The following is a 24499-nucleotide window of genomic DNA, read 5'->3' on the forward strand; positions in this document are numbered from 1 at the left end:
CTTCACGCCCCCGGCAGGGTCAGCACGGCCAGAAGCCCGCCGGCTGCCGCCGTCTCCAGCGCCAGCGACCCGCCATAGAGCCGGGCCAGATCATCCACGATGGCCAGGCCGAGGCCGCTGCCCGGCGTCGCCTCGTCCAGTCGGACACCGCGGGCCAGCACGGCATCCCGCGCGGCCGGCGGGATGCCCGGCCCGTCATCGGCGATCCCGATTCGCACCATCCCCGGCCCGGTGGCGGTGCCGACGGCGGTTATGGTCACGGTGACCGTCCGCCGCCCCCATTTTGCGGCATTATCCAGCAGGTTGCCGGCCATTTCCTGCAGGTCCTGCGCCTCGCCTCGGAACAGCAGCCCGTCATCCCCGTCCACCGTGACCTGAATATTCTTGTCCGGATGCAGGCGGGTGATGGTGCGGGCCAGGGGGCGCAGCGTGGCGGCCACCGGTGTGCGCAGCCCTGCCCCCTTGGCCATGGCGGCGGCACGGGCCCGGGTCAGGTGGCGGTCGATCTGCCGGCGCATGCGGTCGGCCTCCGCCGCGATCAGCCGGGCTTCGGCCGGATCGGACAGGCCGGCGGCGCTGTTGGTGATGATGGTCAGCGGCGTTCTCAGCGCGTGGGCCAGATTGCCCGCCTGGGTGCGGGCCCGCTCCACCATTTCCGCATTGTCGGACAGCAACTGGTTCAGGTCGTCGGCCAGTGGCTGCACCTCCGACGGGAAGGCCCCCACCAGGCGGGTCGACCGGCCGGCCCGCAGGTCGGCCAGCGCCTTCCGCAGCCGGTCCAGCGGCACCAGTCCCAGCCGCACCTGGGCCATTGCCGCCGCCAGCAGGCCCAGGGCCAGCACGCCCAGCGACAGGGCCAGCACGCCCGCGAATCGCCGCGTTGCCGCCTTCAGGTCGGCGGCCATGACGGCGACGGAGACCTCAACGGGGCCGGCCATCTCCGGCAGGCGCACGCGCCGCGACCAGACCAGCAGTTCCTCCCCGTCGGGGCCGGTCGCCGTGCGGCGGTGCAGGCCGCCATCGTCGGGCACGCTGCCCTCCAGCCGCAAGGTCTGATCCCACAGGGAACGGGAGCGCAGCACGACACCCAGCGTATCGGAAACCTGCCAGTAGGTGCCCGACAGGGGACGCTGGAAACGCGGATCGGACAGGTCACGGCTGGAAATCACGCGGTTGCCGGTGCTGCGGGTCAGCGTCGCCGTCAATTCGTCCACATGCTGTTCGACATGGCGGGCCAGTTCGGCTTCCGCATGATGGCGGAAGATGTCGGTCAGAAGGATGCCGGCACCGGCCACGGCCAGCAGCACCCAGATGGCCGCCAGCACCAGCAGTCGCAGGCCCAGGGACCCGCGCCGCATCAGCCCGCATCCATGCGGTAGCCCAGGCCCCGTTCCGTCTGGATCACGGGCACGCCCAGCTTGCGCCGCAGCCGGCCGATGAACACCTCGATCGTGTTGCTGTCGCGGTCGAAATCCTGGGCATAGACATGTTCGGTCAGTTCAGTGCGCGAGATGACCCGGCCCTGATGGTGCATCAGATAGGACAGGACGCGATGTTCATGCGCCGTCAGCGTCACCGGCATGTCCGCCACGGTCACCCGCCCCGTGCGGGTGTCCAGCGCCACGGGGCCACAGGCAAGGGCAGGGGAGGCCTGGCCGCCGGCGCGGCGGATCAGGGCGCGCAGCCGGGCCAGCAGTTCCTCCATGCGGAAGGGCTTGGCCAGATAATCATCGGCCCCGGCATCCATGCCTTCCACCTTTTCCTGCCAGGTGCCGCGCGCCGTCAGGATCAGGACCGGCATGGTCCGCGCCTGCGCGCGCCAGCCGCGCAGCACGGACAGCCCGTCACGCCCCGGCAGGCCCAGATCCAGAATCACGGCGTCATAGGGTTCCGTTTCGCCCAGGAAGGCCGCCTCCGGCCCATCCGGCGCGGCATCGGCGACATAGCCGGCCGCGTTCAGCGCGGTGATAAGCTGGCCGCGCAGATTGGCATCGTCTTCAGCCACAAGGATACGCATCAACCGCCCCCCGCGGGCCGGCCGTCCTTCCGGCCGGCCCCCTTCACCCGCAGCAATTCGCCCGTCCGGGCATCGTACAGCAGTTCGATCAGCCGGCCATCGGGGGACAGAAGCTCGATATCATAGACAAACCGGCCGCGCTTGATCTCCAGTTCCACCTCCAGCAACCGTCCCGGATAGCCCCTTTCCGCCATTTCCATGATGTCGCGCAGGGACATGATCTCCCCCCGCTCCAGCGCCGCCCGCGCCAGATCATGGTCGTCGATATCGTCATCATCGTCATCATCCCCCTCGTCGGTCCAGGCCGGTTCGTCGCCGACGGCCCGGACATGGACGGTGCCGGCTGCGGCAAGCGCCAGGCAAAGGGGAAGCAGCAGAAACAGGCGTCGCATGGGGGCGGGGGGTCTCGCTCGGCGGCTGCGGGAAAGGGGAAGGGCGGGAAAGGGGGCGGGGGGGAACGGGGCAGGGTCGGCGGATGGTAGCGCGGGCGGTCCCGCGGGGGAACCGCCCGGTTGGCGCCACCCTGGGGGGGCAGGGTCAGTAGACCAGGCCTTCGGCCGTCAGGCCGGCCAGCAGCGACTTCACCCCGATCAGGTCCAGTGCGCCCTTGCCATCGGCCAGTTCGGTCCAGGTGCCGTCACCATTGCTGTCGGCGAAGACGGTCCATTCGACACGGCCCTTTTCCATCTCCGTCCTGATGACCAGCCCGTCCTGCAGGACATAGGTTTCGTTGCGGTCGGGGCGTTCCACCTCCCACCGGCCATCATCCCATTCCTGGATGGAGGTCACGCGGCCATCGGCGGCGAAGCCGAACCGGTAAAGGTCGTCCTGGGCGCCAGCCACGGGGCGCTTCCAGCTATAGGCCTCGAAATAGACCCCATCGCCATTGGTATCGACATAAAGCGTCACCTCGCTGCCGTCGCGGTCCGTCTCGGTCTTGATGATGCCGTTCTCCGTCGTCGACCAGCTTTCATTGCGGTCGATCTTCTCGTTCTTCCAGCGGCCCTTCTCCATTTCCTGAACGCCCGTGATGGCGCCGTTGATCTGGGTGAAGCGGTAGCCGCCCTCGAACGGGCTGGCGGCAGCGGACTTGCGCGACATGGGGTCTCTCTCCTGAATGGTTCAGACGGGTCGGGCGCGGTCAAGGAAGGCCGCAGCCGATGGCCCATCCTGCCCGCCCCTGTCTGAACGGCGCCTGAAGCCCGTATTCAGCCGCCGTTCATCTTCGCCGGCCGGCGCTGTCGCGTCGCTTCGCCTTGATTGCGCCCGGATGCCGGCTTATCACCGGGAAGGTTCAACCGATGTCCGGCCCCGCCCATGCCCCTCCGCCCGCCCTTCCTGTCGCGGCCCAGCGCCATCATCGTGCCGCTGCTGGTCGTCCTGCCGCTGCTGATCGCCTTCTATTCGCTGACGCTGGGCCAGGACGGGAACTGGGATCTGCGCAATTACCATTGGTACAATGCCTATGCCTTCCTGACGGGGCGCGAGCTTGTGCTGGACGTGGCACCGGCCCAGGTCGCCACCTATTACAACCCCACGCTGGACCTGCCGATCTATTGGCTGGCGCAGGTGCTGCCGGCGCGCGGTGTGTCGTTTGTGCTGTCCTTCGTTCAGGGGCTGAATCTGGTGCCGCTGACGGGGCTGGGCTGGGTCCTGCTGGCCGGGCTGAACCCGCGGTCGCGCGCCCTGGCCGCCGTGGCGCTTGCCCTGGCCTGTTTCCTGGGTGGCGGGCAGATGGGCCTGCTGGGCACCACCTTCTATGACAATGTCATCAGCCTTTTCGTGCTGGGCAGCGCCTGGCTGGTGGTGGCGCGGGCCGGTGATGTCTGGGACGGGCCGGGCCGCCGGGCCTTTCCCGTCGTGTTCGTCGCGGGCCTGATGGTGGGGGGCGCCGTGGGGCTGAAACAGCCGACCCTGCCCTATGCCATCGGCCTGTGCTTCGCCTTTCTGGCCGTGGCCGGCGGGTTCTGGCGGCGGATGTTCCTGGCCTTCTTCTTCGGCATCGGGGTTATCGCGGGCATGGCCCTGTTCTCCGGCCATTGGATGTGGCACCTCTGGTCAACCTACCAGAACCCGCTTTTCCCCTATTTCAACGATGTCTTCCGCTCCCCCTGGGGGGTGCCGGAGCCCTATCGCGATGACAAGTTCCTGCCGCACGGCGTCTGGAACAATCTCGTCTTTCCCTATAGCTGGGTGACGGACCCCAGGAAGGTGGGCGAAATCCTGTTCACCGACCTGCGGGTGCCGGTCATGTATGTCGTGCTGCTGGCCACGCCGCTGCTGCTGGCGGCCGGGCGCCTCATGGGCCGTCGCCCGGCCGCCGGTGTGCCCGTGCGACCGGCGCTGTACGTTATCGTTGCGGGTGCGCTGACCTATCTGGCCTGGCTGAAGCTGTTCTCCATCTACCGCTACCTGATCCCGCTGGAAATGCTGGCGCCGCTGGTCATGGTGGCGGCCATCGGCCTCTGGCCGCTGCCGGCCCGGGCCAGGGGGGCGCTGGTGCTGGCCCTGCTGGTGCTGGTCAGCGTGACGGCCCGGCCAGGCACCTGGGCCCGCATGCCGTTTGCCGACCGGTTCGTGGAGGTGAACGTGCCGGCCCTGCCGGATCCCGACAATACCATCGTGATCCAGACCGGCTATGCCCCGACAAGCTTCCTGGCCTATGGTTTTCCGCCGCAGGTGCCGTTCCTGCGCGTCCACAGCTATTTCATCCATCCCGACCATGGCGACATCCTGCTGAACCGCCGCATGCGCCAGCGGATCGATGCACATGACGGCGATTTCTTCTGGCTGGTCGCGCATTGGGAGGTCTGGACGGCCGATCACATCCTGCCGGCCTATGGGCTGGTCGCCGATATGGGGGATTGCCGGCTGGTGACGTCCAACCTGGATGAACCGATGATGCTGTGCCGGCTGCGCAGATCATCCGCGCCACAGCCGGAGCCGGCACCGGAAGCGGTGCCTTGATGGGTGGATGATGCGGCCTGCCCCACCCTTAAGAACATGAAATCGCCGCGTTTGCGCCGCAGCTTTCCCCTCTGATCCGTGTTATCTCTCGTGTTTCCATCCTTCGTCCAATCGGACCCTGCATCCCATGTCCAATCCTGAAAGCGTGATCCAGGCCGCACCGCGCATTGCCGTGCTGGTGCCCTGTTATAATGAGGAAGCGTCCATCGAAGCCGTCGTGCGCGACTTCAAGGCCGCCCTGCCCACCGCCACGATCTATGTCTATGACAACAATTCCAAGGACCGCACGTCGGAGATCGCGCGGGCCGCGGGGGCCGTGGTGCGGCGGGAACCGTTGCAGGGCAAGGGCCATGTCGTGCGCCGCATGTTCGCGGATATCGAGGCCGACATCTATGTGATGGTCGATGGCGACGATACCTATCACGCCCCCAGTGCGCCGGCCCTGGTCGCCCGGCTGCTGGACGAGAAGCTGGATATGGTCAACGGCGCCCGTGTCACCGACTGGGAGAATTATCGCGCCGGCCATCGGCTCGGGAACGTCATGCTGACCACGCTGGTCACCATGGTCTTCGGCAAGCGCACCGACGATCTTCTGTCGGGTTATCGCGTGTTTTCCCGCCGCTTCGTGAAAAGCTTCCCCGTGCTGGCCGGCGGGTTCGAGATCGAAACCGAACTGGTGGTCCACGCGCTGGAAATGAACATGCCGCTGGGCGAGGTTGAAACGCCCTACAAGGACAGGGCGCCGGGATCGGTGTCGAAACTGTCCACCTTCCGCGACGGGTTCCGCATCCTGTGGATGATCGGCAAGCTGATCAAGGAGGAAAGGCCGCTGCAATCCTTCGGCCTGGTGGCGCTGGTGCTGGCGCTGCTGTCGATCATCATCGCCGTGCCGCTGTTCATCACCTACTACCAGACCGGGCTGGTCCCGCGCTTCCCCACGGCCGTGCTGGCCACGGGGCTGGGCCTGCTGTCCTTCCTGTCCATGACCTGCGGGTTGATCCTGGACACGGTGACGCGCGGCCGGCGGGAGATGAAGCGCCTGCGCTACCTGGACATCGCGGCCCCGGATTTCGACAGCGCGTTCCTGAAAAAGTAAGGCCCGGCCCCGGCCCAAGGCCGGGGTATCATACCAACCTCCCTAAAGGTTGACCTTTAGGGAGGTTGGAGGCTGGCGACTGCCAGCCCGGCGCTCATGCGCCGTGAGCCAAGGCGGCGGATGCCGCCGCCCGGCAATTGAGGGAACACTAAATCTCCCTTGATCGGTCACGATCAAGGGAGATTGGTATCAGTCAGTGGGGGAGGGCTGGCCGGCGGCGGCGCGGTTCTCCTCGATCCGCTGCTGCTGGATGGTCTGCGCCTCCTGCTCCGACATCAGGCGGGGGAAGACGGTGGGGCCGAAATCCTGGTCCAGCTTGAAATAGCCGAAGGTGGCGGCGACGATCCACATGGGCACGGCCAGCGCGCCGAACCCGGCCGCCACCAGCCCTGCCAGCCGCACCTTGTTGCGCCCCATGCGCAGCCTGCGCGCCGTTTCGTCGGAAACGGGGTCTGCCGAGTAGATCCGGTGCTGCTTCATTCCGCCACCATCCTTTCCAGATACGCCAGCCGGTCGGCTTCGGCCGCCGGCTTGTCCCAGCGCAGTCTTGCAATGCGGGGGAAGCGCATGGCGATACCGCTCTTGTGCCGGGTGGACCGATGGACGCTGTCGAACGCCACCTCGAACACCAGACCGGGTGACACCTCCCGCACGGGACCGAAGCGGTTGGTGGTATGGTTGCGCACCCAGCGGTCAATCTCGACCAGTTCCGCGTCGGTGAAGCCGAAATAGGCCTTGCCGACCGGCACCAGTTCACCGCCGGCCCCCGGCTCCCCCCGCCAGGCACCGAACGTATAATCGCTGTAGAAGCTGGATCGCTTGCCATGCCCTCTCTGGGCGTACATCAGCACGCAATCCGCCGTCAACGGTCCACGCTTCCATTTGAACCACGGACCCTTGGGCCGGCCCCCGACATAGGCACTGTCGGACCGTTTCAGCATCAGCCCTTCGATGGCCCCGTCCTCTACGCCCGCATCGCGGGCCGACAGGCGCAGTTCCGACAGATGGTCCCAATGGTCGAACGGGACAAGGGGGGAAAGGTCCATTCCCGCCGGCCGCACCCTGGCATGCCATTGTTCCAGCCGGGCGCGGCGGGCATCGAAGGGCAGGGCGCGCAGATCCTCTCCTGCTTCGAACAGGATATCGTAAAGGCGGACCCAGGCCGGATGGGCGCGCAGCAGGGCCGGCGTCACCCGCTTGCGGTTCAGCCGTTGCTGCAGGTCGTTGAAGGGCGCGATGCGACCGTCGCGGCGGATCAGCAATTCCCCGTCCAGCACGGCATCGAAGCCCATATGGGCCGCCACATCGGGAAAGGCCTGCGCGATCTCATCACCCGTGCGGCTGTAGATGCGGGCCTGTTCCGGCGCCCCGCGCGCCACAAGCTGGACGCGGATACCGTCCCATTTCCATTCCGCGCGGTACGCGGCCGGGTCCAGGGACCGGATGTCCGCCTCTTCCAGCGGGTGGGCCAGCATCATGGGGCGGAAGCCGCCGGTCCGGTCCAGGTCGGGCTTGTCCGCCCGGCCCGCCAGCCAGTCGAACAGCGGGGTGAAGGGCGGGTCCAGCCCGTGCCACAGTTCCTCCACCATTTCCAGTCCGATCGCGTTGCCGCGGGCCGCCGCCCATTCCACCAGGGCCGTGCGCGCCAGCCGGCCCGACACGCCGACGCGCAGCCCCCCGGTGATCAGTTTCAGCAGCGCCCATCGCCCCGTGGCGTCCAGCACGTCCAGCCAGCCGGCCAGCAGGTCCGGCACGCCGGCGCGCCCGGCGGTGGACAGTGTCTCCACCACCTCGGCCAGCCCCGGCGGCGGGCGGTTCGGGCCGTGCGGCGCCGGCCAGATCAGGGCCGCGGTTTCCGCCAAGTCGCCCACGAAATCATAGGACCAGCCGAACAGCGCCGGATCGACACGGCGGGTCACCAGTTCGCGGATCATGGCCGGCTTGGCCGCCCGGAAGGAAAGATCGCCCGTCAGCGCCGCCAGGCCATAGCCGCGGTCGGGGTCGGGGGTGGTATCCAGATAATCGGCGATCAGGTGCTGCTTGCCGTTGCGGGAAGGGGTGTAGGCCAGCGCGTCCAGCAGGGCGGCGAAGCGCTGCATCACTCCTCCTCCCCGAATCCGACCAGATGAAGCGGCCGGGCCTTCACGCCCTGGGTGCCGGCCCAATGGACCAGCGCTTCCTCGCTGCCATGGGTCACCCACAATTCGCCCGGCGCCACATCGCGGACCGTCTGGCACAGTTCGTCCCAATCGGCGTGGTCGGACACGATCAGGGGCAGTTCGACACCGTGCTGGCGGGCCCGCGCCCGCACGCGCATCCAGCCGGAGGCATAGGCCGGCAGCGGATCGACCAGCCGGCGCAGCCATTTGTCGGCCATGGCTGATGGCGGGGCCAGCACGATGCCGCCGCGCATGGCGGCCCCGTCCGTGGCCGTGGCCGGCCGCAATTCCCCCAGCTCCACCCCCTGCCCGCGGTAAAGCTCGCACAAGGGCAGGTGCGCACCGTGCAGATAGAGCGGATGGTCATAGCCGGCCCGCCGCAGCTCGGTGATCAGCCGCTGGCACTTGCCCAGCGCATAGCAGCCGATGACGATGGTGCGTTCCGGGAACAGCGACAGGGCGTGCAGGACCTTGGCAATCTCCCCCTCCACGGGCGGGTGGCGGAAGACGGGAAGGCCGAAGGTCGCCTCCGTGACGAAGGCATCGCAGGGCACGGGCTCGAACGGTTCGCAGGTCGGGTCGGGCCGGCGCTTGTAATCGCCCGAGATGACGACGCGGCTGCCGCGCCAGTCCAGCACCACCTGGGCCGATCCAAGGACATGGCCGGCGGGGACCAGCGTCACCGTCACCTCGCCGATGCGGATGGGCTGGCGATAGGCCAGCGGCTGGCGGTGCAGGCCGGCGCCTTCGCCCAGGCGGGCTTGCATGATGGCCAGCGTGCCGGGCGTGGCCAGGACATGGGCGTGTCCCGGCCGTGCGTGGTCTGAATGGCCGTGGGTGATGACGGCCCGCCCGACAGGCCGGGTCGGGTCGATATGGAACCCGCCCGGCGCCACCCACAGCCCCCCGCCCTGATCAGGCGGGCAGGGGGTGACCCAACTGTCGGGCGCCGGTGCCGTCATGGTGCCACGGGCATGTGTATAACGCTGCCCGGTCCCAGCGGCAGGTCCAGCAGGTACCAGCCGCTGAAAAGCAGCAGGGCGCCCATACCCATCCAGACAGCCAGCGGCAGCATGGTGGCGATCAGCGACCCGATCCCGAAATCCGGCACATAGCGCTTGCACATGATCAGGATCAGCGGGAAATAGGGCAGCAGCGGCGTGATCGGGTTCGTAAAGCTGTCACCGATACGATAGGCCGCCTGCGTGGCTTCCGGCGTGACCCCCAGCAACATCAGCATGGGCACCATCACGGGCCCCAGGATGGCCCATTTGGCCGACGCGCTGCCGATCAGCACATTGATGAAGGCCGATACGGTGATGATGGCCAGCAGCAGCGGCAGGCCGGTGAACCCGGCAGCCTGGAGGAAGGCGGCACCGTTGACGGCCAGGATGGCGCCCAGGTTGGACCAGGCGAACAGCGCGATGAAGACGGCGCAGCAGAAGGCCAGCACGATATAGCCGCCCATCTCGGACATGCTCTGGCTCATCATCCTGACCACGTCGCGGTCCGACCGGATGACCCGGGCACCGATGCCATAGGCCAGGCCGATCGACAGGAAGCTGATGAAGATGATGGCCACGATGCCGCGCAGGAACGGTTCCACCGTGCCATTGGCATCGCGCAGCATGGCGCCTTCCGGCACCACGGCGGCCCCGAACAGGGCGGCGATGCCCAGCAGGGTCAGGCCGGCGAAGCGCAGGCCGCGCCGTTCATTGGCCCGCTGCTCGGGCGTGGGGTCGGCCTCCGGCTCCATCTTGCCGGCCTGCACGGGGGAGGTGCGCATCAGCCGCGGCTCGATCAGCTTGTCGGTGACCAGGGCGCCGATGATGGTGAACAGGGGCACCAGCGCGAACATCAGATAGTAGTTGGAGGTCGCCAGCACCTCATAGCCGGGATCGATCAGGCGGGCGGCGGCCTGGCTGATCCCGCTCAGCAGCGGGTCCAGCGAGGTGACCAGCAGGTTGGAGGAGAAGCCGCCCGACACGCCGGCAAAGCCGGCCGCGATGCCGGCGATGGGATGGCGCCCGGAACTGTGGAACAACAGCCCCGCCAGCGGTATCAGAACCACATAGCCGGCGTCGGTGGCCAGGCTGGATTGCACGCCGGCGAAGACCACGGTCAGGGTCAGCAGGCTTTTCGGCATGGCACGGACCAGGGAGCCCAGCGACACGGCGATCAGGCCCGTCTTCTCCGCCACGCCCACCCCCATCACGCAGAGCAGCACGATGGCCAGTGGCGGGAAGTCCGCGAAGATCCGCGGCAGCTCGATCAGGAACCGGCTGATATTGGCCCCGGTCAGCAGGTTTGTGGCCGCCAGTTCCTGGCCCGTGCCGGGATGGACGGCCGAAACCCCCATGGCCGACAGGATGGCCGACAGCAGGATCAGAATGATGATGGCTATCAGGAACAGGGTTGCCGGGTCCGGCAACCGGTTGCCGACCCGTTCGATGGCCCCCAGGATGCCACCCACCTTTTCCTCACGCTCCAAGACTGCCATGCCCGTTTCCTTTTTCATTGTCATTCCGGTTCGCCGACCGGATGGATTGTCCGAAGAAATACAGCTAACGGAAGCTTTGCGATCAGGGCAAGGGCCGGTGTGCGTCGGCCGGGGGCAATCGTGACCGGATGGCGGTGGCCGGCACCAGCCGCGTCATTTTCGCAATGCCAACGGTCTGGCATGGGTAGCTTTCGGTCGTTACGATGTGCCCCGACAGCAGGAAACCCGTCCGGACCGAATACCGGGCCGGGCAAAGAAGGAAAAAGTGGGATGGCCGGTATCGACAAGCGTATTACTGAGGAAGAGGCGCTTCTCCTGCACAGCAGCGGGCGCCCTGGCAAGTTGGAAGTGACCCCCACCAAGCCCATGGCGACCCAGCGCGACCTGTCGCTGGCCTATTCCCCGGGCGTGGCCATCCCCTGTCTGCGCATCCATGCCGATCCGTCCACGGCCTATGATTATACGGCCAAGGGCAATATCGTGGCCGTCATCTCCAACGGCACGGCCGTGCTGGGGCTGGGAGACCTGGGCGCATTGGCGTCCAAGCCGGTGATGGAGGGCAAGGCCGTCCTGTTCAAGCGCTTCGCCGACGTGGATGGCATCGACCTGGAGGTCGATACCCGCGATGTGGAGGAGTTCATCAATTCCGTGCGCTATCTGGGCCCCAGCTTCGGCGGCATCAACCTGGAGGACATCAAGGCGCCGGACTGTTTCATCATCGAGCAGCGCCTGCGCGAATTGATGGACATTCCCGTCTTCCATGACGACCAGCACGGCACGGCCATCATCGCCGCCGCCGGCCTGTTCAACGCGCTGGAGATGACCGGCCGCGACATCAAGGAGACCCGGCTGGTCATCAACGGCGCCGGGGCCGCCGCCATCGCCTGCGCCGAACTGTTCAAGTCCATGGGCATCCCCCATGGCAATATCACGCTGTGCGATACCAAGGGCGTGGTCTGGAAGGGCCGGGCGGAGGGCATGAACCAGTGGAAATCCGCCCATGCCGTCGTGACCGACGCCCGCACCCTGGCCGAGGCGGTGGACGGCTCGGACGTGTTCGTGGGCCTGTCGGCCAAGGGCGCCATGACGCCGGCCATGGTCAAGTCCATGGCGAAGAACCCCATCATCTTCGCGCTGGCCAACCCCGATCCGGAGATCACGCCGGAAGAGGTGCGCCAGGTGCGTGACGACGCCATCGTCGCCACGGGCCGGTCGGACTATCCCAACCAGGTCAACAACGTCCTGGGCTTCCCCTATATCTTCCGCGGCGCGCTGGATGTGCGGGCCAGCACCATCAACGATCAGATGAAGATCGCCGCCGCCAGGGCGCTGGCCGAACTGGCGCGCGAGGATGTGCCGGACGAGGTGGACGCCGCCTATTCCGGCCGGCGCCTGCGCTATGGCCCGGAATACATCATCCCGGTGCCCTTCGACCCGCGCCTGATCTCCACCATTCCCGCCGCCGTGGCGCAGGCCGCCATGGACACGGGCGTGGCGCGCAAGCCCATCGTCGACATGGACGAATACCGCCGCTCGCTCCGCCTGCGCCTGGATCCCACGGCGGACAGCCTGCAGCTCATCGCCGACAAGCTGCGCAGCAGCCCGCGCCGTGTGGTCTTTGCCGAGGGGGAGGAGGAGCGGGCCATCCGCGCCGCCATCGCCTATCGCGCCGCCGGCTTCGGCCATCCCGTCCTGATCGGGCGGGAGAATGTGGTCAAGGAGAAGCTGGCCAGCCTGGGCCTGGCGGGGATCGAGCCGCTGGACATCCAGAACGCCAAGTTCGGCGCGCCCAGCATCGAGCGCTATACCGATTTCCTGTACAAGCGCCTGCAAAGGCGCGGCAGCCTGCACCGCGACTGCCAGCGCTGGGTGAACCAGAACCGCAACGTGTTTGCCGCCTGCATGGTGGCCACGGGTGATGCCGATGCCATGGTGACGGGCCTGACCCGTTCCTTCGCCGTCAGCTTCGAGGATATCGAGCGCGTCATCGACCCGCAGCCCGACCATATCGTGTTCGGCCTGTCGGTGCTGGCCACCCGCAAGCAGACCGTCTTCATCTCCGACACAACCGTCCATGAGCGGCCGACCCCCGAGCAGTTGGCCGATATCGCCATCCAGTCGGCGCGCATGGCCCGCCTGATGGGGCACGAGCCGCGGGTGGCCTTCCTGTCCTTCAGCAATTTCGGCCAGCCGCTGCGCGACCGCGCCGCCCATGTGCGCGAGGCCGTGGCCCTGATGGACAAGCGCAAGGTGGATTTCGAGTATGATGGCGAGATGTCGGCCGACACAGCGCTGGATTACGAGCTGATGAAGCGTCTCTATCCGTTCGCACGCCTGTCGGGTCCGGCCAATGTGCTGATCATGCCGGCCCTGCATGCCGCCAATATCGGGGCCAAGCTGCTGCACAAGTTCGGCGGCGGCAACCTGATCGGCCCCCTGCTGATCGGTATGGACAAGCCCGTCCAGGTCGTTCAGATGGGCGCCACGGTCAGCGAACTGACCACGGCGGCCGTCATGGCGGCCCATGACAGCCTGACGCGGTAGGCGGCGGCCCCCCTTTGCGCGACGGCGGGAAGGGGGGCTTTCCGGGGAGCTGGTCAAGCCGGGCCTGCGGGAGGTGTATCTTCCGCCCATTATTAAGTTTCCGTGATGCTGTTACCCTGGCCCTGCGGCAATGTTATCTCCAGCGATCCCGCCCGCGTGGCGGGCAAGACGAAGATAGGACGGGCGGGAACAGATGCGGTGGGAAGGGGGCCGGCCGGTCCGGTTCGTGATCATTGGTGTGGCGCTGGTCGGGCCGACGGCGGCGATATTGCTGTCGCTGCTGCTGGCCGGCCATGTCGATGCCATTGTGGCGCTGCCCGTCCTGCTGGTGAATATCGCCGTGGCCGCTGCCGTGCTGCGCATGATCCAGACCGACACAAGGCGGCTGACCGATTATGCCGACCGGCTGGCGGAGACGCCGGCCCCCCTGTCTCCCCCGGCGATGGCCAGCACCGCGGCCAAGACGATCGCTGCCGCCCTGGCCCGTGCCCATCAGGACCGGCTGGACCGCGAAAGCCGTGACAGGGCGCGCGCTGTCCTGGTGGAGGCGGTGATCGACCAGTTGCACGATCCCGTGATCCTGCTGGGTGCCGGGCGGGAGGTGCAGCGCGCCAACAAGGCCGCCCGCGACCTGTTCGGCGACCGCATCCTGGCCCGCGACCTGGCCAGCACGGTGCGCACGCCCAGCCTGCTGGAGGCCGCCGACGCCGTGCTGGCCGGCGGCGCGTCGCGCACCGTGGAGGTTCTGCTGCCCGTACCGGTGGAACGCACGCTGCAGGCCCGTGTGAAGCCCTTCCGCCCGCCGGGGCAGGACGGGGGCCTGCTGGTGCTGTTGAGCCTGCACGACATCACCGTGCTGAAACGGTCCGAGCAGATGCGGGCCGATTTCGTGGCCAATGCCAGCCATGAATTGCGCACGCCCCTGGCAGCCTTGATCGGCTTCATCGAGACGTTGCGCGGTCCGGCAAAGGATGACCGGGCCGCGCATGAGCGGTTCCTGGGCATCATGTTCGAGCAGTCCAACCGCATGTCCCGGCTGGTGAACGATCTTCTGTCCCTGTCGCGGATCGAGATGGACGAGCATTCCCCGCCTACGGCCGAGGTGGACGTGGGCAAGATTGTCCGCAACGTGGCGGCCACGCTGGAACTGCGGGCGGCGTCGCGCAAGGTGAAGCTGCGCCTTGACCAGCCGGACAGCCTGCCGGCCGTGGTGGGGGACGAGGATCAGCTTGCCCAGGTGTTTCAGAACCTGATCGACAATGCCATCAAGTACGGCAAGGAACAGACGGAGGTGACGGTCACCCTGTCGGCCCGGCCATCGGGCCGGGCGGGCACGGTGCGTGGGCCGGCCGTGACCGTGGCCGTCGCCGACCGGGGCGACGGTATCGCCCGCACCCATCTGCCGCGCCTGACGGAACAATTCTACCGCGTGGACCCCGCCCGGTCGCGCGCGCTGGGCGGCACGGGCCTGGGCCTGGCCATCGTGAAGCATATCGTCAACCGCCATCGCGGCCGCCTGGTCATCGACAGCGAGGTGGGCAAGGGCAGCACCTTCACCGTCGTGCTGCCCGCCGCGGGAGCCGCGGCGGCAGAACGGCGGGACGCCGGCTGACCCCTGCCGCGGCCCCTTCTGACCCGTGCCATGGGCCCCTTCTGACCCGTGCCATGGGCACAATGCTGCGGGCGCAATGCTGCCCGCCATGCCGCGCCGGGCATCCGGCCGGCGATCCGGGCCGGTGTCATGAAAGCGTAACAGAGATGTAGTAATTGCTTCTCGCAGCGCGGCTATGGTCCCGGCACCCAGCAGGGACATGGACACATTGACGATGGCAGGCATCAAGCGATGCGCCGTCGGTGTGCCGCCCAGAAACCGGAGGCCCTTGTCGTGACCACCAAGAAGCTTGTCCTCGCCGCCGTGCTCGGCGCCGTGTCTATCGTCGGCCTGGCCGGCGCCGCCGCTGCCCGCGACCAGATCCGCATCGTCGGGTCTTCCACCGTGTTCCCCTTCACTTCCACGGTTGTCGAGCGGTTCGGCCAGACCACGAAGTTCGCCGCCCCGATCCTGGAATCCACGGGCACCGGCGGCGGCATGAAGCTGTTCTGCTCCGGCGTCGGCGCCGATTTCCCGGACGCCACGGGCGCCTCGCGCGCCATGAAGGCCAGCGAGTATGACAGCTGCCAGAAGAACGGCGTGGAGCAGATCACCGAACTGGTCATCGGCTATGACGGCATCGGCTTCGTGCAGTCCAAGGCGGGCCAGTCGTTCGATTTGACCCGTGCGCAGCTTTTCGCCGCGCTGGCCAAGGAAGTGGAAGTCAACGGCCAGATCGTGCCAAACCCGCACAAGACCTGGAAGGATGTTGACGCTTCCCTGCCGGCCACCCCGATCGAGGTGCTGGGCCCGCCCCCGACCTCCGGCACGCGCGACGCCTGGGTCGAACTGGTGATGGAGCCGGGCTGCAAGGAGTTCCCGGCCATCAAGGCCCTGGACAAGGCCCGTCACGACGCCGTCTGCAAGACCGTCCGCGAGGATGGCGCCTATATCGAAGCCGGCGAGAACGACAACGTGATCGTACAGCGCCTGGTCGCCAATCCGCGCGCCTTCGGCATCTTCGGCTACAGCTACCTGGAAGAAAACCAGGACAAGCTGCACGGCCTGACGATCGATGGCGTGGCGCCCTCTTACGAGACCATCGCCTCCAGCCAGTACCCGATCTCCCGTCCGCTGTTCGTCTATTTCAAGAACCAGCATTTCGGCGTGATCCCCGGCCTGAAGGAATTCCTGGCCGAATACGGTTCGGAACGCGCCATGGGCGATGAGGGCTATCTGGCCGACAAGGGCCTGGTGCCCCTGCCCGCCGACAAGCGCAAGGCCTCTGAGGCCTCCGCGCAGAAGCTGACCCCGATGGCCCGTCCGGCCTCTTAAAAAGAAAAGCCATCAGGTGCGGGGCCGACCGTTCGGGGGATCGGACTCCCGGCCGCGCACCTTGTATAAGCAGATGGCGGAACCGGCGGTGTCATGACCGATGCCGCCGGTTCATCTTGCAACCGGTTTCCCCTGACAGCGGCGGATCGAACCCATGTCAGTCACCTTGACCGTAGGCGTCCTGTTGTTTCTGTCGCTGGCCGGGTTCTGGCTTGGCCGGAGCCGGGCTGTCGCCGTTGCCGGCGGCCGTGTCGCCACGCTGCATTCCGTTCCCGTCTATTACGGCTCCTATGTCGCGCTGTGGGCCGGCCTGCCGGCCCTGGTGCTGGTGCTGGCCTGGCTGGCGCTGCGCAGCCCCGTGATGGAATGGCTGGTCCTGGACGGCCTGACGCCCGACCAGGTGGAAGCCTGGGCCCGCGTCATGCTGGCCCCGGCCGAGCTTGACACGCTGCTGGCCAACATCGCCGACGAGGCGCAGGCCCTGACCCAGACACATCGCCAGCTTCTGTTGATCAACATCAACAATCTGGCGGCCGGGCAGCCGCAATATGTCAATGCCGCCGTCATCGATGCCCTGGCGCCCGCTGCGGCCCATCTGAACCAGCTTCGCACGCTGGCCGACTGGACCCTGTTCGGTTTCGTGGTGGCGCTGGCCGGCGGGGCGCTGGCCTATACCTGGAGCCGGATCAGCCCGGAATTGCGGGCCCGCAACAATGTCGAGCGGATCGTCACCTGGCTGCTGATCCTGTGCTCGGTCATCGCCGTCTTCACGACGGTGGGCATCGTGATGTCGCTGCTGTTCGAAAGCGTGCGCTTCTTCACCAAGGTGCCGGTGACGGAATTCCTGTTCGGCCTGCACTGGTCGCCACAGACCGCCATCCGCGCCGACCAGGTCGGCTCCTCTGGCGCCTTCGGTGCCGTGCCGCTGTTCACCGGCACCCTGCTGATCGCCACCATTGCCATGATCGTGGCGGCGCCGGTCGGTCTGATGTCGGCCATCTATCTGTCCGAATATGCGCCCAAGCGCGTGCGGTCGCTGGTCAAGCCGGTGCTGGAGATCCTGGCCGGCGTGCCGACCGTGGTCTATGGCTTCTTCGCCATCCTGACGGTGGCCCCCTTCATCCGGGATGTCGGTGCGGCGATGGGCATCCCCATTTCCTCGCAGAGCGCGCTGGCGGCCGGCGTGGTGATGGGCGTAATGATCGTGCCCTTCGTTTCCTCCCTGGCCGACGACGTTATCACGGCGGTGCCGCAATCGCTGCGTGACGGATCGCTGGGCCTGGGCGCCACGCGGTCGGAAACGATCAAGCAGGTGGTGCTGCCGGCGGCCCTGCCGGGCATCGTGGGCGCCATGCTGCTGGCCGTCAGCCGGGCCATCGGCGAAACGATGATCGTGGTGATGGCGGCCGGCCTTCAGGCCAACCTGACGCTGAACCCGCTGGCCAGCGTCACGACCGTGACCGTGCAGATCAAATCCATCCTGGTCGGTGACCAGGAATTCGACAGCGCCAAGACGCTGTCGGTCTTCGCCCTGGGTCTGGTCCTGTTCCTGGTGACCCTGGCGCTGAACGTGATCGCCCTCCGCATCGTCCAGAAATACCGGGAAAAATATGACTGAGATCGCAGAGCCGATGCAGACAGCCGCTCCCGTGTCCTTCCACACCGGCGAAGCTGCCACCCGGCGCCTGAAGGCGCGCTACGCGGCCGAACGGCGTTTCCGTATCTATGGCATCCTGGCGATCCTGTTCGCCTGCGTGATGCTGTTCATCCTGCTGTTCACCCTGCTGAAGGAAGGCACCTCGGCCTTCTTCCAGACGGAGGTGAAGCTGGCCATCACGATGGATGCGGGCACCATCGACCCGCGCGGCACCGGCAACCCGGCCCAGTGGGACCGCGGCGCCTTCCAGGATCTGGTGAGCGATGCGCTGTACAAGGAATTTCCGGAGGTCACGGCCCGTCTGGAACGGCGCGACCTGCGCGGGCTGGTCAGCCCGGTGGCCGGCGTCTGGGTAGGCCGGCTGCTGGACAAGGACCCGTCCCTGGTCGGCCAGACGATCGAGATGTGGCTGCCCGCGTCGGACGGCATCAACCAGATCGTCAAGGGCAGCATCGACCGCAGCCTGCCGGAATCACAGCGCCGGATCGGCGACCGGCAACTGGGCTGGTTCGATGCGCTGGATGAGCGCGGCGACGTGCGCATGGCCTTCAACACGACCTTCTTCACCTCCAGCGACAGCAATTATCCCGAACTGGCCGGCCTGTTCGGCGCGGCCGTGGGGACGCTGCTGACCATGCTGGTGACGCTGGCCATCTCCCTGCCCATCGGGGTGGCGGCCGCCGTCTATCTGGAGGAGTTCGCGCCCAAGAACAGGTTGACCGACCTGATCGAGGTGAACATCAACAATCTGGCGGCCGTGCCCTCCATCGTGTTCGGCCTGCTGGGCCTGGCGGTGTTCCTCAACTTCTTCGGCATGCCGCGGTCGGCGCCGCTGGTCGGCGGCCTGGTGCTGGGCCTGCTGGTGCTGCCCACCATCATCATCGCCAGCCGTGCCGCGCTGAAGGCCGTGCCGCCGTCGATCCGGGAAGCCGCACTGGGCATGGGCGCCTCCCGCCTGCAGACCGTGCTGCATCATGTGCTGCCGCTGGCCATGCCGGGCATCATGACGGGCACCATCATCGGCATGGCCCATGCCGTGGGCGAAACGGCGCCGCTGCTGATGATCGGCATGAACGCCTTCGTCACCTCGGCTCCGACCAGCCTGCTGGACAGCTCGTCCGTCCTGCCCGTCCAGATATTCATCTGGGCAGACAAGCCGGAACGCGGCTTCGTCGAACTGACCTCGGCCGCCATCCTGGTGCTGCTGACCTTCCTCATCATGATGAACGGCGCGGCGATCTGGCTGCGCAAGAAATTCGAACGGCGGTGGTAACCATGGACAGCATGACCCTGAACAAGCCCGAGCAAGCCGCGACGACCACCCAGCCGGTGAAGGTCTCGGCCCGCGACGTGAAGGTCTATTACGGTGCCAAGCGCGCGCTGCACGGCGTCAATGTCGATATCTACCAGAACGAGGTGCTGGCCCTGATCGGTCCCTCGGGCTGCGGCAAGTCGACCTTCCTGCGGACCATCAACCGCATGAACGACACGATCGACATCTGCCGCGTGGAAGGCCTCATCACGCTGGACGGCCACGACATCTACGACCCCCGGCTGGACGTGGTGCAACTGCGCGCCCGGATCGGCATGGTGTTCCAGAAGCCGAATCCGTTCCCGAAATCGATCTATGAGAACATCATCTACGGGCCGAAGTTGCATGGCCTAGCCACGCGCAAGGATGAGTTCGACGCCATCGTCGAAACCTCGCTGAAGCGCGCCGGCCTGTGGAACGAGGTGAAGGACCGCCTGCACGAGCCCGGCACCGGCCTGTCCGGCGGCCAGCAGCAGCGCCTTTGCATCGCCCGCGCCGTGGCCGTCAGCCCCGAAGTCATCCTGATGGACGAGCCCTGCTCGGCCCTGGACCCGATCGCCACCGCGCATATCGAGGAACTGATCGACGAGCTGCGCGAGAGCTTCACCATTGCCATCGTCACCCACAACATGCAGCAGGCCGCCCGCGTGTCCCAGCGCACGGCCTTCTTCCACCTGGGTGACCTGGTGGAGGTCGGCGACACCGAGGAGATTTTCACCAATCCGCGTGACGAGCGCACGCAGGGCTACATCACCGGCCGGTACGGCTGAGCCGGCCTTGTCCGCTCTCCTTCATTGCTGTGTGCGTCCCCGCTTTCGCGGGGGCCCGTTCGATGTGAACCGTTCGTCAGCCCACACATTTTAAGGACCCGTGTCCATGTCGCCGACCGAACATACCGTCAAGTCCTTCGAGGCGGAATTGCAGCGCCTGTCCAACCAGATCGCCCAGATGGGCGGTGTGGTGGAAGCGCAGGTGGAGGCGGCCGTGCAGGCCGTCGGCCGCCGCGACGTGGATGGCGCGTCGCGCGTCATGCAGGGCGATGCCCGGCTGGATGCCTTTGAACGTCAGATCGAGCATGACGCCATCCGCATGCTGGCGCTGCGTGCGCCGGTCGGCGTCGACCTGCGCGAGGTGCTGGCGGCCCTGAAGATTTCCGCCGATCTTGAACGCACGGGCGACTATGCCGCCAACATCGCCAAGCGGTCCGTCGCCCTGGCCCAGTTGCCCGTGATGCGCCCCGCCGGCACCATTCCGCGCATGGGCCGGCTGGTGCAGGAGATGCTGAAGGACGTGCTGGACGCCTATATCGACCGCGATGTCGAAAAGGCCGTGGCCGCCTGGCACCGGGACGAGGAACTGGACGATCTCTATACCAGCCTGTTCCGCGAGGTCCTGACCTACATGATGGAAGACCCGCGCAACATCACGCCCTGCACGCACCTGCTGTTCATCGCCAAAAACCTGGAGCGTGCCGGCGACCATGCCACCAACATCGCCGAGACCGTGCATTTCCTGGTCAAGGGCCAGCCGCTGACGGCGGAGCGGCCCAAGAGCGACAAGTCCAGCTTCACCATCATCGAGCCGGAAGAGGGCTGAGGCGCCGCCGCAGCCCTTCCGTGACCGACTAGCCTCCAGGGAACCCGATGAACGCCGCCTTGAAGCCGCTGATCCTGGTTGTCGAAGACGAAGCCGACCTGGTCACCCTGCTGTCCTACAACCTGGAACGCGAAGGTTTCCGGGTCATCACCGCCGGTGACGGGGAAGAGGCCCTGTTGCAGGCCGACGAGCGCAGCCCGCACCTGATCCTGCTGGACTGGATGCTGCCGCTGATGAGCGGGCTTGAGGTCTGCCGGCAGTTGCGCCGCAATTCAAAGACCCGCGATATCCCTGTGATCATGCTGACGGCCCGCGGCGAGGAGGCGGACAAGGTCCGCGGCCTGAACAGCGGGGCCGATGATTACCTGTCCAAGCCCTTCAGCCCCACCGAGCTGGTGGCCCGCATCCGCGCCGTGCTGCGCCGCGCCTCGCCGGCCCTGGCGGAGGAACTGCTGCGCTTCTCCGACATCTCCATGGATCTGGCGGCCCACCGCGTGCGCCGTGGTGAACGGGATATCCATCTGGGACCGAAGGAATTCGCCCTGCTGCGCCATTTCATGCAGCATCCCGGCCGCGTCTTCTCACGCGAACAGTTGCTGGATATCGTCTGGGGGCATGATGTCTATGTCGAACTGCGCACCGTGGACGTTCATATCCGCCGCCTGCGCAAGGCGCTGAACGAGACGGAGGAACAGGACGTGATCCGCACGGTCCGTTCCGCCGGCTATGCGCTGGACACCAAGACCACGATGTGACGCCGCTCCGTCTCTTTTCGCCGATGCGATGCCTTCCCGGCGTTGCCAGCCGCCCCGCGGCTGCCTATTTTGCATTGCGAGAAGATTTGAGGACCGGACCGGCATCCCATGACGTCACAGCCCCTGCGTTTCCTGGCCGGGCCGGAGGCCATGGCCCGCATCCGCCGTGACGGGCTGCACGAGGATATGGTGGATGTGGTGGCGGGGGCCAGCGGCGGGGCCAAATGGCTGGCGCTGACCCGGCTGGACCAGGCCCTGTTCGGCCGCTGGTTCCGCAGCCGCACCCGTCCCCTGCACATGATCGGCAGTTCCATCGGGACCTGGCGCTTCGCCTGCCTGGCTCAGCCCGATCCCGTGGAGGCCTGCCGGCGGTTCGAGGCCTGCTATCTGGATTATGCCGTCGAAGGGCCGGTGACCGTGGCTGAACTGACGGCCCATTGCCGTGATTTCCTGGATGTGATCTTCGGCGCCGGCGGGGTGGAACATCTGCTGGACCATCCTTTCATGCGCCAGTCCATCCTGGCTGTGCGCGGGCGCGGGCCCATCGGGCCGCGGGCGGGGAAGGTGCGGCTGGGCCTGGGCCTCGGGGCGGCGGGTCTGGCCAATCTGGCCAGCCGGCAGGCCCTGCCCCTGTTCTTCGAGCGCACGGTCCTGCACGACCGGCGCGACCCGCCGCCCTTCGACCTGTCTGCCGGGTTCCCGACCCAGGCCGTGGCCCTCACATCCACGAACCTGATCCCCGCCCTGCTGGCCTCCAGCGCGGTGCCCTTCGTGTTCGAAGGGGTGGTGGACCCCGACGGGGCGCGGCCCGGCCTCTACCTGGATGGCGGGATCATGGATTACCATCTGGACATGGCATTCACGCCGCCGGGCTTGGTACTCTATCCGCATTTCTCCCACCGTGTCGTGCCCGGCTGGTTCGACAAGGCGCTGCCCTGGCGCCGGGCACGGGCGGACAGCCTGTCGCGCATGCTTGTCCTGTGCCCGTCGGCGGCATTCGCCGGGGCGCTGCCCTTCGGCAAGATCCCCGATCGCGGCGACTTCAAGCGCATGGGAACGGCCGCCCGGCAGAAATACTGGCGCGCGGCTGTGGCCGAAACCGACCGGCTGGCTGATTGCTGGCTGGAAGCGGTGGAAAGGGACCGGGTGCCGGACCTGCTGGAACCATTGCTGCCTTGACACACCGTCACGGAACCCACACTTGACCGGGCGCACCGGCATCGGCTTGATGCGCAAAACCACTTTCCTTCGGAGCCCGCACCCATGGCGACCGCCATCTCTCCGCTCGCCCCCGCCGCCTTTCCGTCGCTGCCGCCCGTCGCGGGCGTGCGACTGGCCGGTCACCGCGCCGGCATCCGGTACAAGACGCCGCGCAACGACGTCATGGTGGCGCTGCTGGACGAGGGGTCCAGCGTGGCGGCCGTGCTGACCCGGTCGCTGACGGCATCGGCGCCCGTGCATCGCTGCCGCGCCCACCTGGCGGGCGGTTCGGTGCGGGCCCTGGTCGTCAATGCCGGCAATTCCAACGCCTTCACGGGCAAGGCGGGCGAAGCGTTCGTGGATGCCACGATCGATGCCGCGGTTGCACTTGCCGGCTGCAAGCCGACGGAGGTGTTTCCGGCATCGACCGGCGTCATCGGCCAGCCCATGCCGGCCGATCTGGTCGCAAAGTCGCTGCCCGACGCCTTCGCCGCACTGGTGCCGGCGGCAGGCGACGCCTGGGAGGTGGCGGCCCGCGCCATCATGACCACGGACACTTTCCCCAAGGGCGCCTCGGCCACCGCCACCATCGATGGCGTGACCGTGACCGTGGCCGGCTTCGCCAAGGGCAGCGGCATGATCGCGCCCGACATGGCGACGATGCTGGCCTATGTCTTCACCGACGCCAACATCGCACCGGCGCCTTTGCAGGCGGCCCTGTCGGCCGCGACGGATCGCAGCTTCAATGCCATCACCGTGGATGGCGACACCTCCACATCCGACACGCTGGTGCTGTGCGCGACCCGCAAGGCGGCGCATGCGGCCATCGACAGCGCGGATGACGCGCGGCTGGCCGCCTTCGCCACGGCGCTGGACGCGGTCTGCCTGGACCTGGCCAAGCAGATCGTGCGCGATGGCGAGGGGGCGACCAAGTTCGTGGAAATCCGTGTGACGGGCGCCGACAGCGATGCCGCCGCCAAGCGCATCGCGCTGACCGTCGCCAATTCCCCGCTGGTCAAGACGGCCGTGGCCGGGGAGGATGCCAACTGGGGCCGCATCGTCGCCGCCGTGGGCCGGTCGGGCGAGCGTGCCGACCGCGACCTGCTGGTCATCTCCGTCGGCGGCGTGCAGATCTGCGCCAGCGGGATGGAGGTGCCGGGCTATGACGAGGCGCCCGTGGCCGCCCACATGAAGGGCGGGGAAATCCTGATCGAGGTCGATATCGGCCTGGGTGACGGCAGTGCCACGGTCTGGACCTGCGACCTGACCCACGGCTATATCGACATCAACGGCAGTTACCGGTCGTGAGCGGGGACGACACGCCCTGCTGGCAGGACCCGGTCGCCAGGGGACCGGTCCGCACCGTGCTGGTCGCGGCGGTGGCGCTGGTGGATGCCGACGGGCGCGTGCTGCTGGCCCAGCGCCCGCCCGGCAAGTCCATGGCCGGGCTCTGGGAGTTTCCCGGCGGCAAGGTGGACGCGGGCGAGACGCCGGAAGCGGCCCTTGTGCGGGAACTGAAGGAGGAATTGGGGATCGATACGGCGGAGAGCTGCCTGGCCCCCATCGCCTTCGCCAGCCACACCTATGAGACGTTCCACCTGCTGATGCCGCTATACGCCGTGCGCGTCTGGAAGGGCACGCCCACCCCGCTGGAAGGCCAGCAACTGGCCTGGGTCAAGCCGGTGCGCATGGGAGATTATCCCATGCCCCCGGCCGATCTGCCCCTGATCCCCATCCTGCGCGACCTGTTGTGACGGAAGGTGACCGGGG

The 24499-nt window shown here is 67.3% G+C and carries 21 protein-coding genes; 13 read left to right on the forward strand and 8 right to left on the reverse strand.

The genetic code is table 11. The features are described 5' to 3' along the window. Positions 1 to 2 precede the first annotated feature (2 nt). The 4 genes from ABC728_RS17625 to ABC728_RS17640 form a co-directional block, all read right to left on the reverse strand. A complete protein-coding gene (locus ABC728_RS17625; protein ID WP_416620819.1) occupies positions 3 to 1358 on the reverse strand; it encodes a sensor histidine kinase in 1356 nt (451 codons plus the stop codon). Then, positions 1358 to 2017, reverse strand: a complete 660-nt coding sequence (locus ABC728_RS17630) for a response regulator transcription factor (protein ID WP_416620820.1) — start codon at positions 2015 to 2017, stop codon at positions 1358 to 1360. Before ABC728_RS17630 ends, ABC728_RS17625 begins: the two co-directional genes overlap by 1 nt. Continuing rightward, the gene (locus ABC728_RS17635) at positions 2017 to 2409 is read right to left on the reverse strand and encodes a PepSY domain-containing protein (RefSeq protein ID WP_416620821.1); all 393 of its coding nucleotides are present in this window, start codon (positions 2407 to 2409) and stop codon (positions 2017 to 2019) included. The genes ABC728_RS17630 and ABC728_RS17635 overlap by 1 nt, the downstream gene beginning before the upstream one ends. Before the next feature lie 145 nt (positions 2410 to 2554). Beyond that, the gene (locus tag ABC728_RS17640; protein ID WP_416620822.1) at positions 2555 to 3118 is read right to left on the reverse strand and encodes a hypothetical protein; all 564 of its coding nucleotides are present in this window, start codon (positions 3116 to 3118) and stop codon (positions 2555 to 2557) included. 216 nt (positions 3119 to 3334) lie between these two features. Here ABC728_RS17640 and ABC728_RS17645 point away from each other — a divergent pair, with 216 nt between their 5' ends. Both ABC728_RS17645 and ABC728_RS17650 read left to right on the forward strand, forming a co-directional pair. Beyond that, positions 3335 to 4984, forward strand: coding sequence for a hypothetical protein (locus ABC728_RS17645; protein ID WP_416620823.1), 1650 nt, complete (start codon positions 3335 to 3337; stop codon positions 4982 to 4984). A gap of 127 nt (positions 4985 to 5111) precedes the next feature. Then, a complete protein-coding gene (locus ABC728_RS17650; protein WP_416620824.1) occupies positions 5112 to 6080 on the forward strand; it encodes a glycosyltransferase family 2 protein in 969 nt (322 codons plus the stop codon). Between the two features lie 189 nt (positions 6081 to 6269). Here ABC728_RS17650 and ABC728_RS17655 read toward each other — a convergent pair whose 3' ends face one another. From ABC728_RS17655 to ABC728_RS17670, 4 genes are read right to left on the reverse strand one after another with little or no spacing between them, the layout of a single operon-like run. Further along, positions 6270 to 6560, reverse strand: a complete 291-nt coding sequence (locus ABC728_RS17655; RefSeq protein WP_416620825.1) for a hypothetical protein — start codon at positions 6558 to 6560, stop codon at positions 6270 to 6272. After that, entirely contained in the window at positions 6557 to 8179 is a 1623-nt protein-coding gene (locus ABC728_RS17660; RefSeq protein ID WP_416620826.1) for a cisplatin damage response ATP-dependent DNA ligase, read from the reverse strand. Before ABC728_RS17660 ends, ABC728_RS17655 begins: the two co-directional genes overlap by 4 nt. Further along, positions 8179 to 9201 carry a ligase-associated DNA damage response exonuclease gene (locus ABC728_RS17665; protein WP_416620827.1) on the reverse strand — a complete coding sequence of 341 codons (1023 nt, stop codon included), beginning with the start codon at positions 9199 to 9201 and terminating at the stop codon, positions 8179 to 8181. Before ABC728_RS17665 ends, ABC728_RS17660 begins: the two co-directional genes overlap by 1 nt. Next, positions 9198 to 10739 (reverse strand): AbgT family transporter, encoded by a 1542-nt coding sequence (locus tag ABC728_RS17670; RefSeq protein ID WP_416620828.1) that lies wholly within the window; start codon positions 10737 to 10739, stop codon positions 9198 to 9200. The genes ABC728_RS17665 and ABC728_RS17670 overlap by 4 nt, the downstream gene beginning before the upstream one ends. A 270-nt stretch (positions 10740 to 11009) precedes the next feature. On the opposite strand from ABC728_RS17670, the gene ABC728_RS17675 reads away from it, so the two are divergent. From ABC728_RS17675 to ABC728_RS17725, 11 genes are all read left to right on the forward strand, one after another. After that, positions 11010 to 13283 (forward strand): NADP-dependent malic enzyme, encoded by a 2274-nt coding sequence (locus ABC728_RS17675; protein WP_416620829.1) that lies wholly within the window; start codon positions 11010 to 11012, stop codon positions 13281 to 13283. A gap of 193 nt (positions 13284 to 13476) precedes the next feature. Further along, on the forward strand, positions 13477 to 14895 hold the full coding sequence (locus ABC728_RS17680) for an ATP-binding protein (protein ID WP_445376628.1): 1419 nt from the start codon (positions 13477 to 13479) through the stop codon (positions 14893 to 14895). Between the two features lie 273 nt (positions 14896 to 15168). Beyond that, positions 15169 to 16209 (forward strand): substrate-binding domain-containing protein, encoded by a 1041-nt coding sequence (locus tag ABC728_RS17685; RefSeq protein ID WP_416620831.1) that lies wholly within the window; start codon positions 15169 to 15171, stop codon positions 16207 to 16209. A 154-nt stretch (positions 16210 to 16363) separates the two neighbouring features. Continuing rightward, positions 16364 to 17827 carry a phosphate ABC transporter permease subunit PstC gene (gene pstC / locus ABC728_RS17690; RefSeq protein WP_416620832.1) on the forward strand — a complete coding sequence of 488 codons (1464 nt, stop codon included), beginning with the start codon at positions 16364 to 16366 and terminating at the stop codon, positions 17825 to 17827. Further along, positions 17820 to 19139, forward strand: coding sequence for a phosphate ABC transporter permease PstA (pstA, locus tag ABC728_RS17695; RefSeq protein WP_416620833.1), 1320 nt, complete (start codon positions 17820 to 17822; stop codon positions 19137 to 19139). Before pstC ends, pstA begins: the two co-directional genes overlap by 8 nt. 2 nt (positions 19140 to 19141) lie before the next feature. Next, positions 19142 to 19948, forward strand: a complete 807-nt coding sequence (gene pstB / locus ABC728_RS17700) for a phosphate ABC transporter ATP-binding protein PstB (protein WP_416620834.1) — start codon at positions 19142 to 19144, stop codon at positions 19946 to 19948. Between the two features lie 106 nt (positions 19949 to 20054). Then, the gene (gene phoU / locus ABC728_RS17705; RefSeq protein WP_416620835.1) at positions 20055 to 20774 is read left to right on the forward strand and encodes a phosphate signaling complex protein PhoU; all 720 of its coding nucleotides are present in this window, start codon (positions 20055 to 20057) and stop codon (positions 20772 to 20774) included. Between the two features lie 47 nt (positions 20775 to 20821). Continuing rightward, a complete protein-coding gene (gene phoB, locus ABC728_RS17710; RefSeq protein ID WP_416620836.1) occupies positions 20822 to 21529 on the forward strand; it encodes a phosphate regulon transcriptional regulator PhoB in 708 nt (235 codons plus the stop codon). Positions 21530 to 21637: 108 nt separating this feature from the next. Beyond that, positions 21638 to 22708 (forward strand): patatin-like phospholipase family protein, encoded by a 1071-nt coding sequence (locus ABC728_RS17715; RefSeq protein WP_416620837.1) that lies wholly within the window; start codon positions 21638 to 21640, stop codon positions 22706 to 22708. 84 nt (positions 22709 to 22792) lie between these two features. After that, the gene (gene argJ / locus ABC728_RS17720) at positions 22793 to 24037 is read left to right on the forward strand and encodes a bifunctional glutamate N-acetyltransferase/amino-acid acetyltransferase ArgJ (protein WP_416620838.1); all 1245 of its coding nucleotides are present in this window, start codon (positions 22793 to 22795) and stop codon (positions 24035 to 24037) included. After that, complete coding sequence (locus tag ABC728_RS17725) at positions 24034 to 24483, forward strand: (deoxy)nucleoside triphosphate pyrophosphohydrolase (RefSeq protein WP_416620839.1); 450 nt, start codon at positions 24034 to 24036, stop codon at positions 24481 to 24483. Before argJ ends, ABC728_RS17725 begins: the two co-directional genes overlap by 4 nt. The last annotated feature ends 16 nt before the right edge of the window (positions 24484 to 24499 follow it).

The organism is Niveispirillum fermenti, from assembly GCF_052474395.1.

Coding starts and splice junctions, on each gene's coding strand:
- phoU (WP_416620835.1), top strand. CDS start 20,055: ATGTCGCCGACCGAACATACCGTCAAGTCCTTCGAGGCGGAATTGCAG.
- ABC728_RS17715 (WP_416620837.1), top strand. CDS start 21,638: ATGACGTCACAGCCCCTGCGTTTCCTGGCCGGGCCGGAGGCCATGGCC.
- pstB (WP_416620834.1), top strand. CDS start 19,142: ATGGACAGCATGACCCTGAACAAGCCCGAGCAAGCCGCGACGACCACC.
- ABC728_RS17625 (WP_416620819.1), bottom strand. CDS start 1,358: ATGCGGCGCGGGTCCCTGGGCCTGCGACTGCTGGTGCTGGCGGCCATC.
- phoB (WP_416620836.1), top strand. CDS start 20,822: ATGAACGCCGCCTTGAAGCCGCTGATCCTGGTTGTCGAAGACGAAGCC.
- ABC728_RS17630 (WP_416620820.1), bottom strand. CDS start 2,017: ATGCGTATCCTTGTGGCTGAAGACGATGCCAATCTGCGCGGCCAGCTT.
- ABC728_RS17645 (WP_416620823.1), top strand. CDS start 3,335: ATGCCCCTCCGCCCGCCCTTCCTGTCGCGGCCCAGCGCCATCATCGTG.
- ABC728_RS17650 (WP_416620824.1), top strand. CDS start 5,112: ATGTCCAATCCTGAAAGCGTGATCCAGGCCGCACCGCGCATTGCCGTG.
- pstA (WP_416620833.1), top strand. CDS start 17,820: ATGACTGAGATCGCAGAGCCGATGCAGACAGCCGCTCCCGTGTCCTTC.
- ABC728_RS17670 (WP_416620828.1), bottom strand. CDS start 10,739: ATGGCAGTCTTGGAGCGTGAGGAAAAGGTGGGTGGCATCCTGGGGGCC.
- ABC728_RS17680 (WP_445376628.1), top strand. CDS start 13,477: ATGCGGTGGGAAGGGGGCCGGCCGGTCCGGTTCGTGATCATTGGTGTG.
- ABC728_RS17635 (WP_416620821.1), bottom strand. CDS start 2,409: ATGCGACGCCTGTTTCTGCTGCTTCCCCTTTGCCTGGCGCTTGCCGCA.
- ABC728_RS17640 (WP_416620822.1), bottom strand. CDS start 3,118: ATGTCGCGCAAGTCCGCTGCCGCCAGCCCGTTCGAGGGCGGCTACCGC.
- ABC728_RS17655 (WP_416620825.1), bottom strand. CDS start 6,560: ATGAAGCAGCACCGGATCTACTCGGCAGACCCCGTTTCCGACGAAACG.
- argJ (WP_416620838.1), top strand. CDS start 22,793: ATGGCGACCGCCATCTCTCCGCTCGCCCCCGCCGCCTTTCCGTCGCTG.
- ABC728_RS17665 (WP_416620827.1), bottom strand. CDS start 9,201: ATGACGGCACCGGCGCCCGACAGTTGGGTCACCCCCTGCCCGCCTGAT.
- ABC728_RS17675 (WP_416620829.1), top strand. CDS start 11,010: ATGGCCGGTATCGACAAGCGTATTACTGAGGAAGAGGCGCTTCTCCTG.
- pstC (WP_416620832.1), top strand. CDS start 16,364: ATGTCAGTCACCTTGACCGTAGGCGTCCTGTTGTTTCTGTCGCTGGCC.
- ABC728_RS17660 (WP_416620826.1), bottom strand. CDS start 8,179: ATGCAGCGCTTCGCCGCCCTGCTGGACGCGCTGGCCTACACCCCTTCC.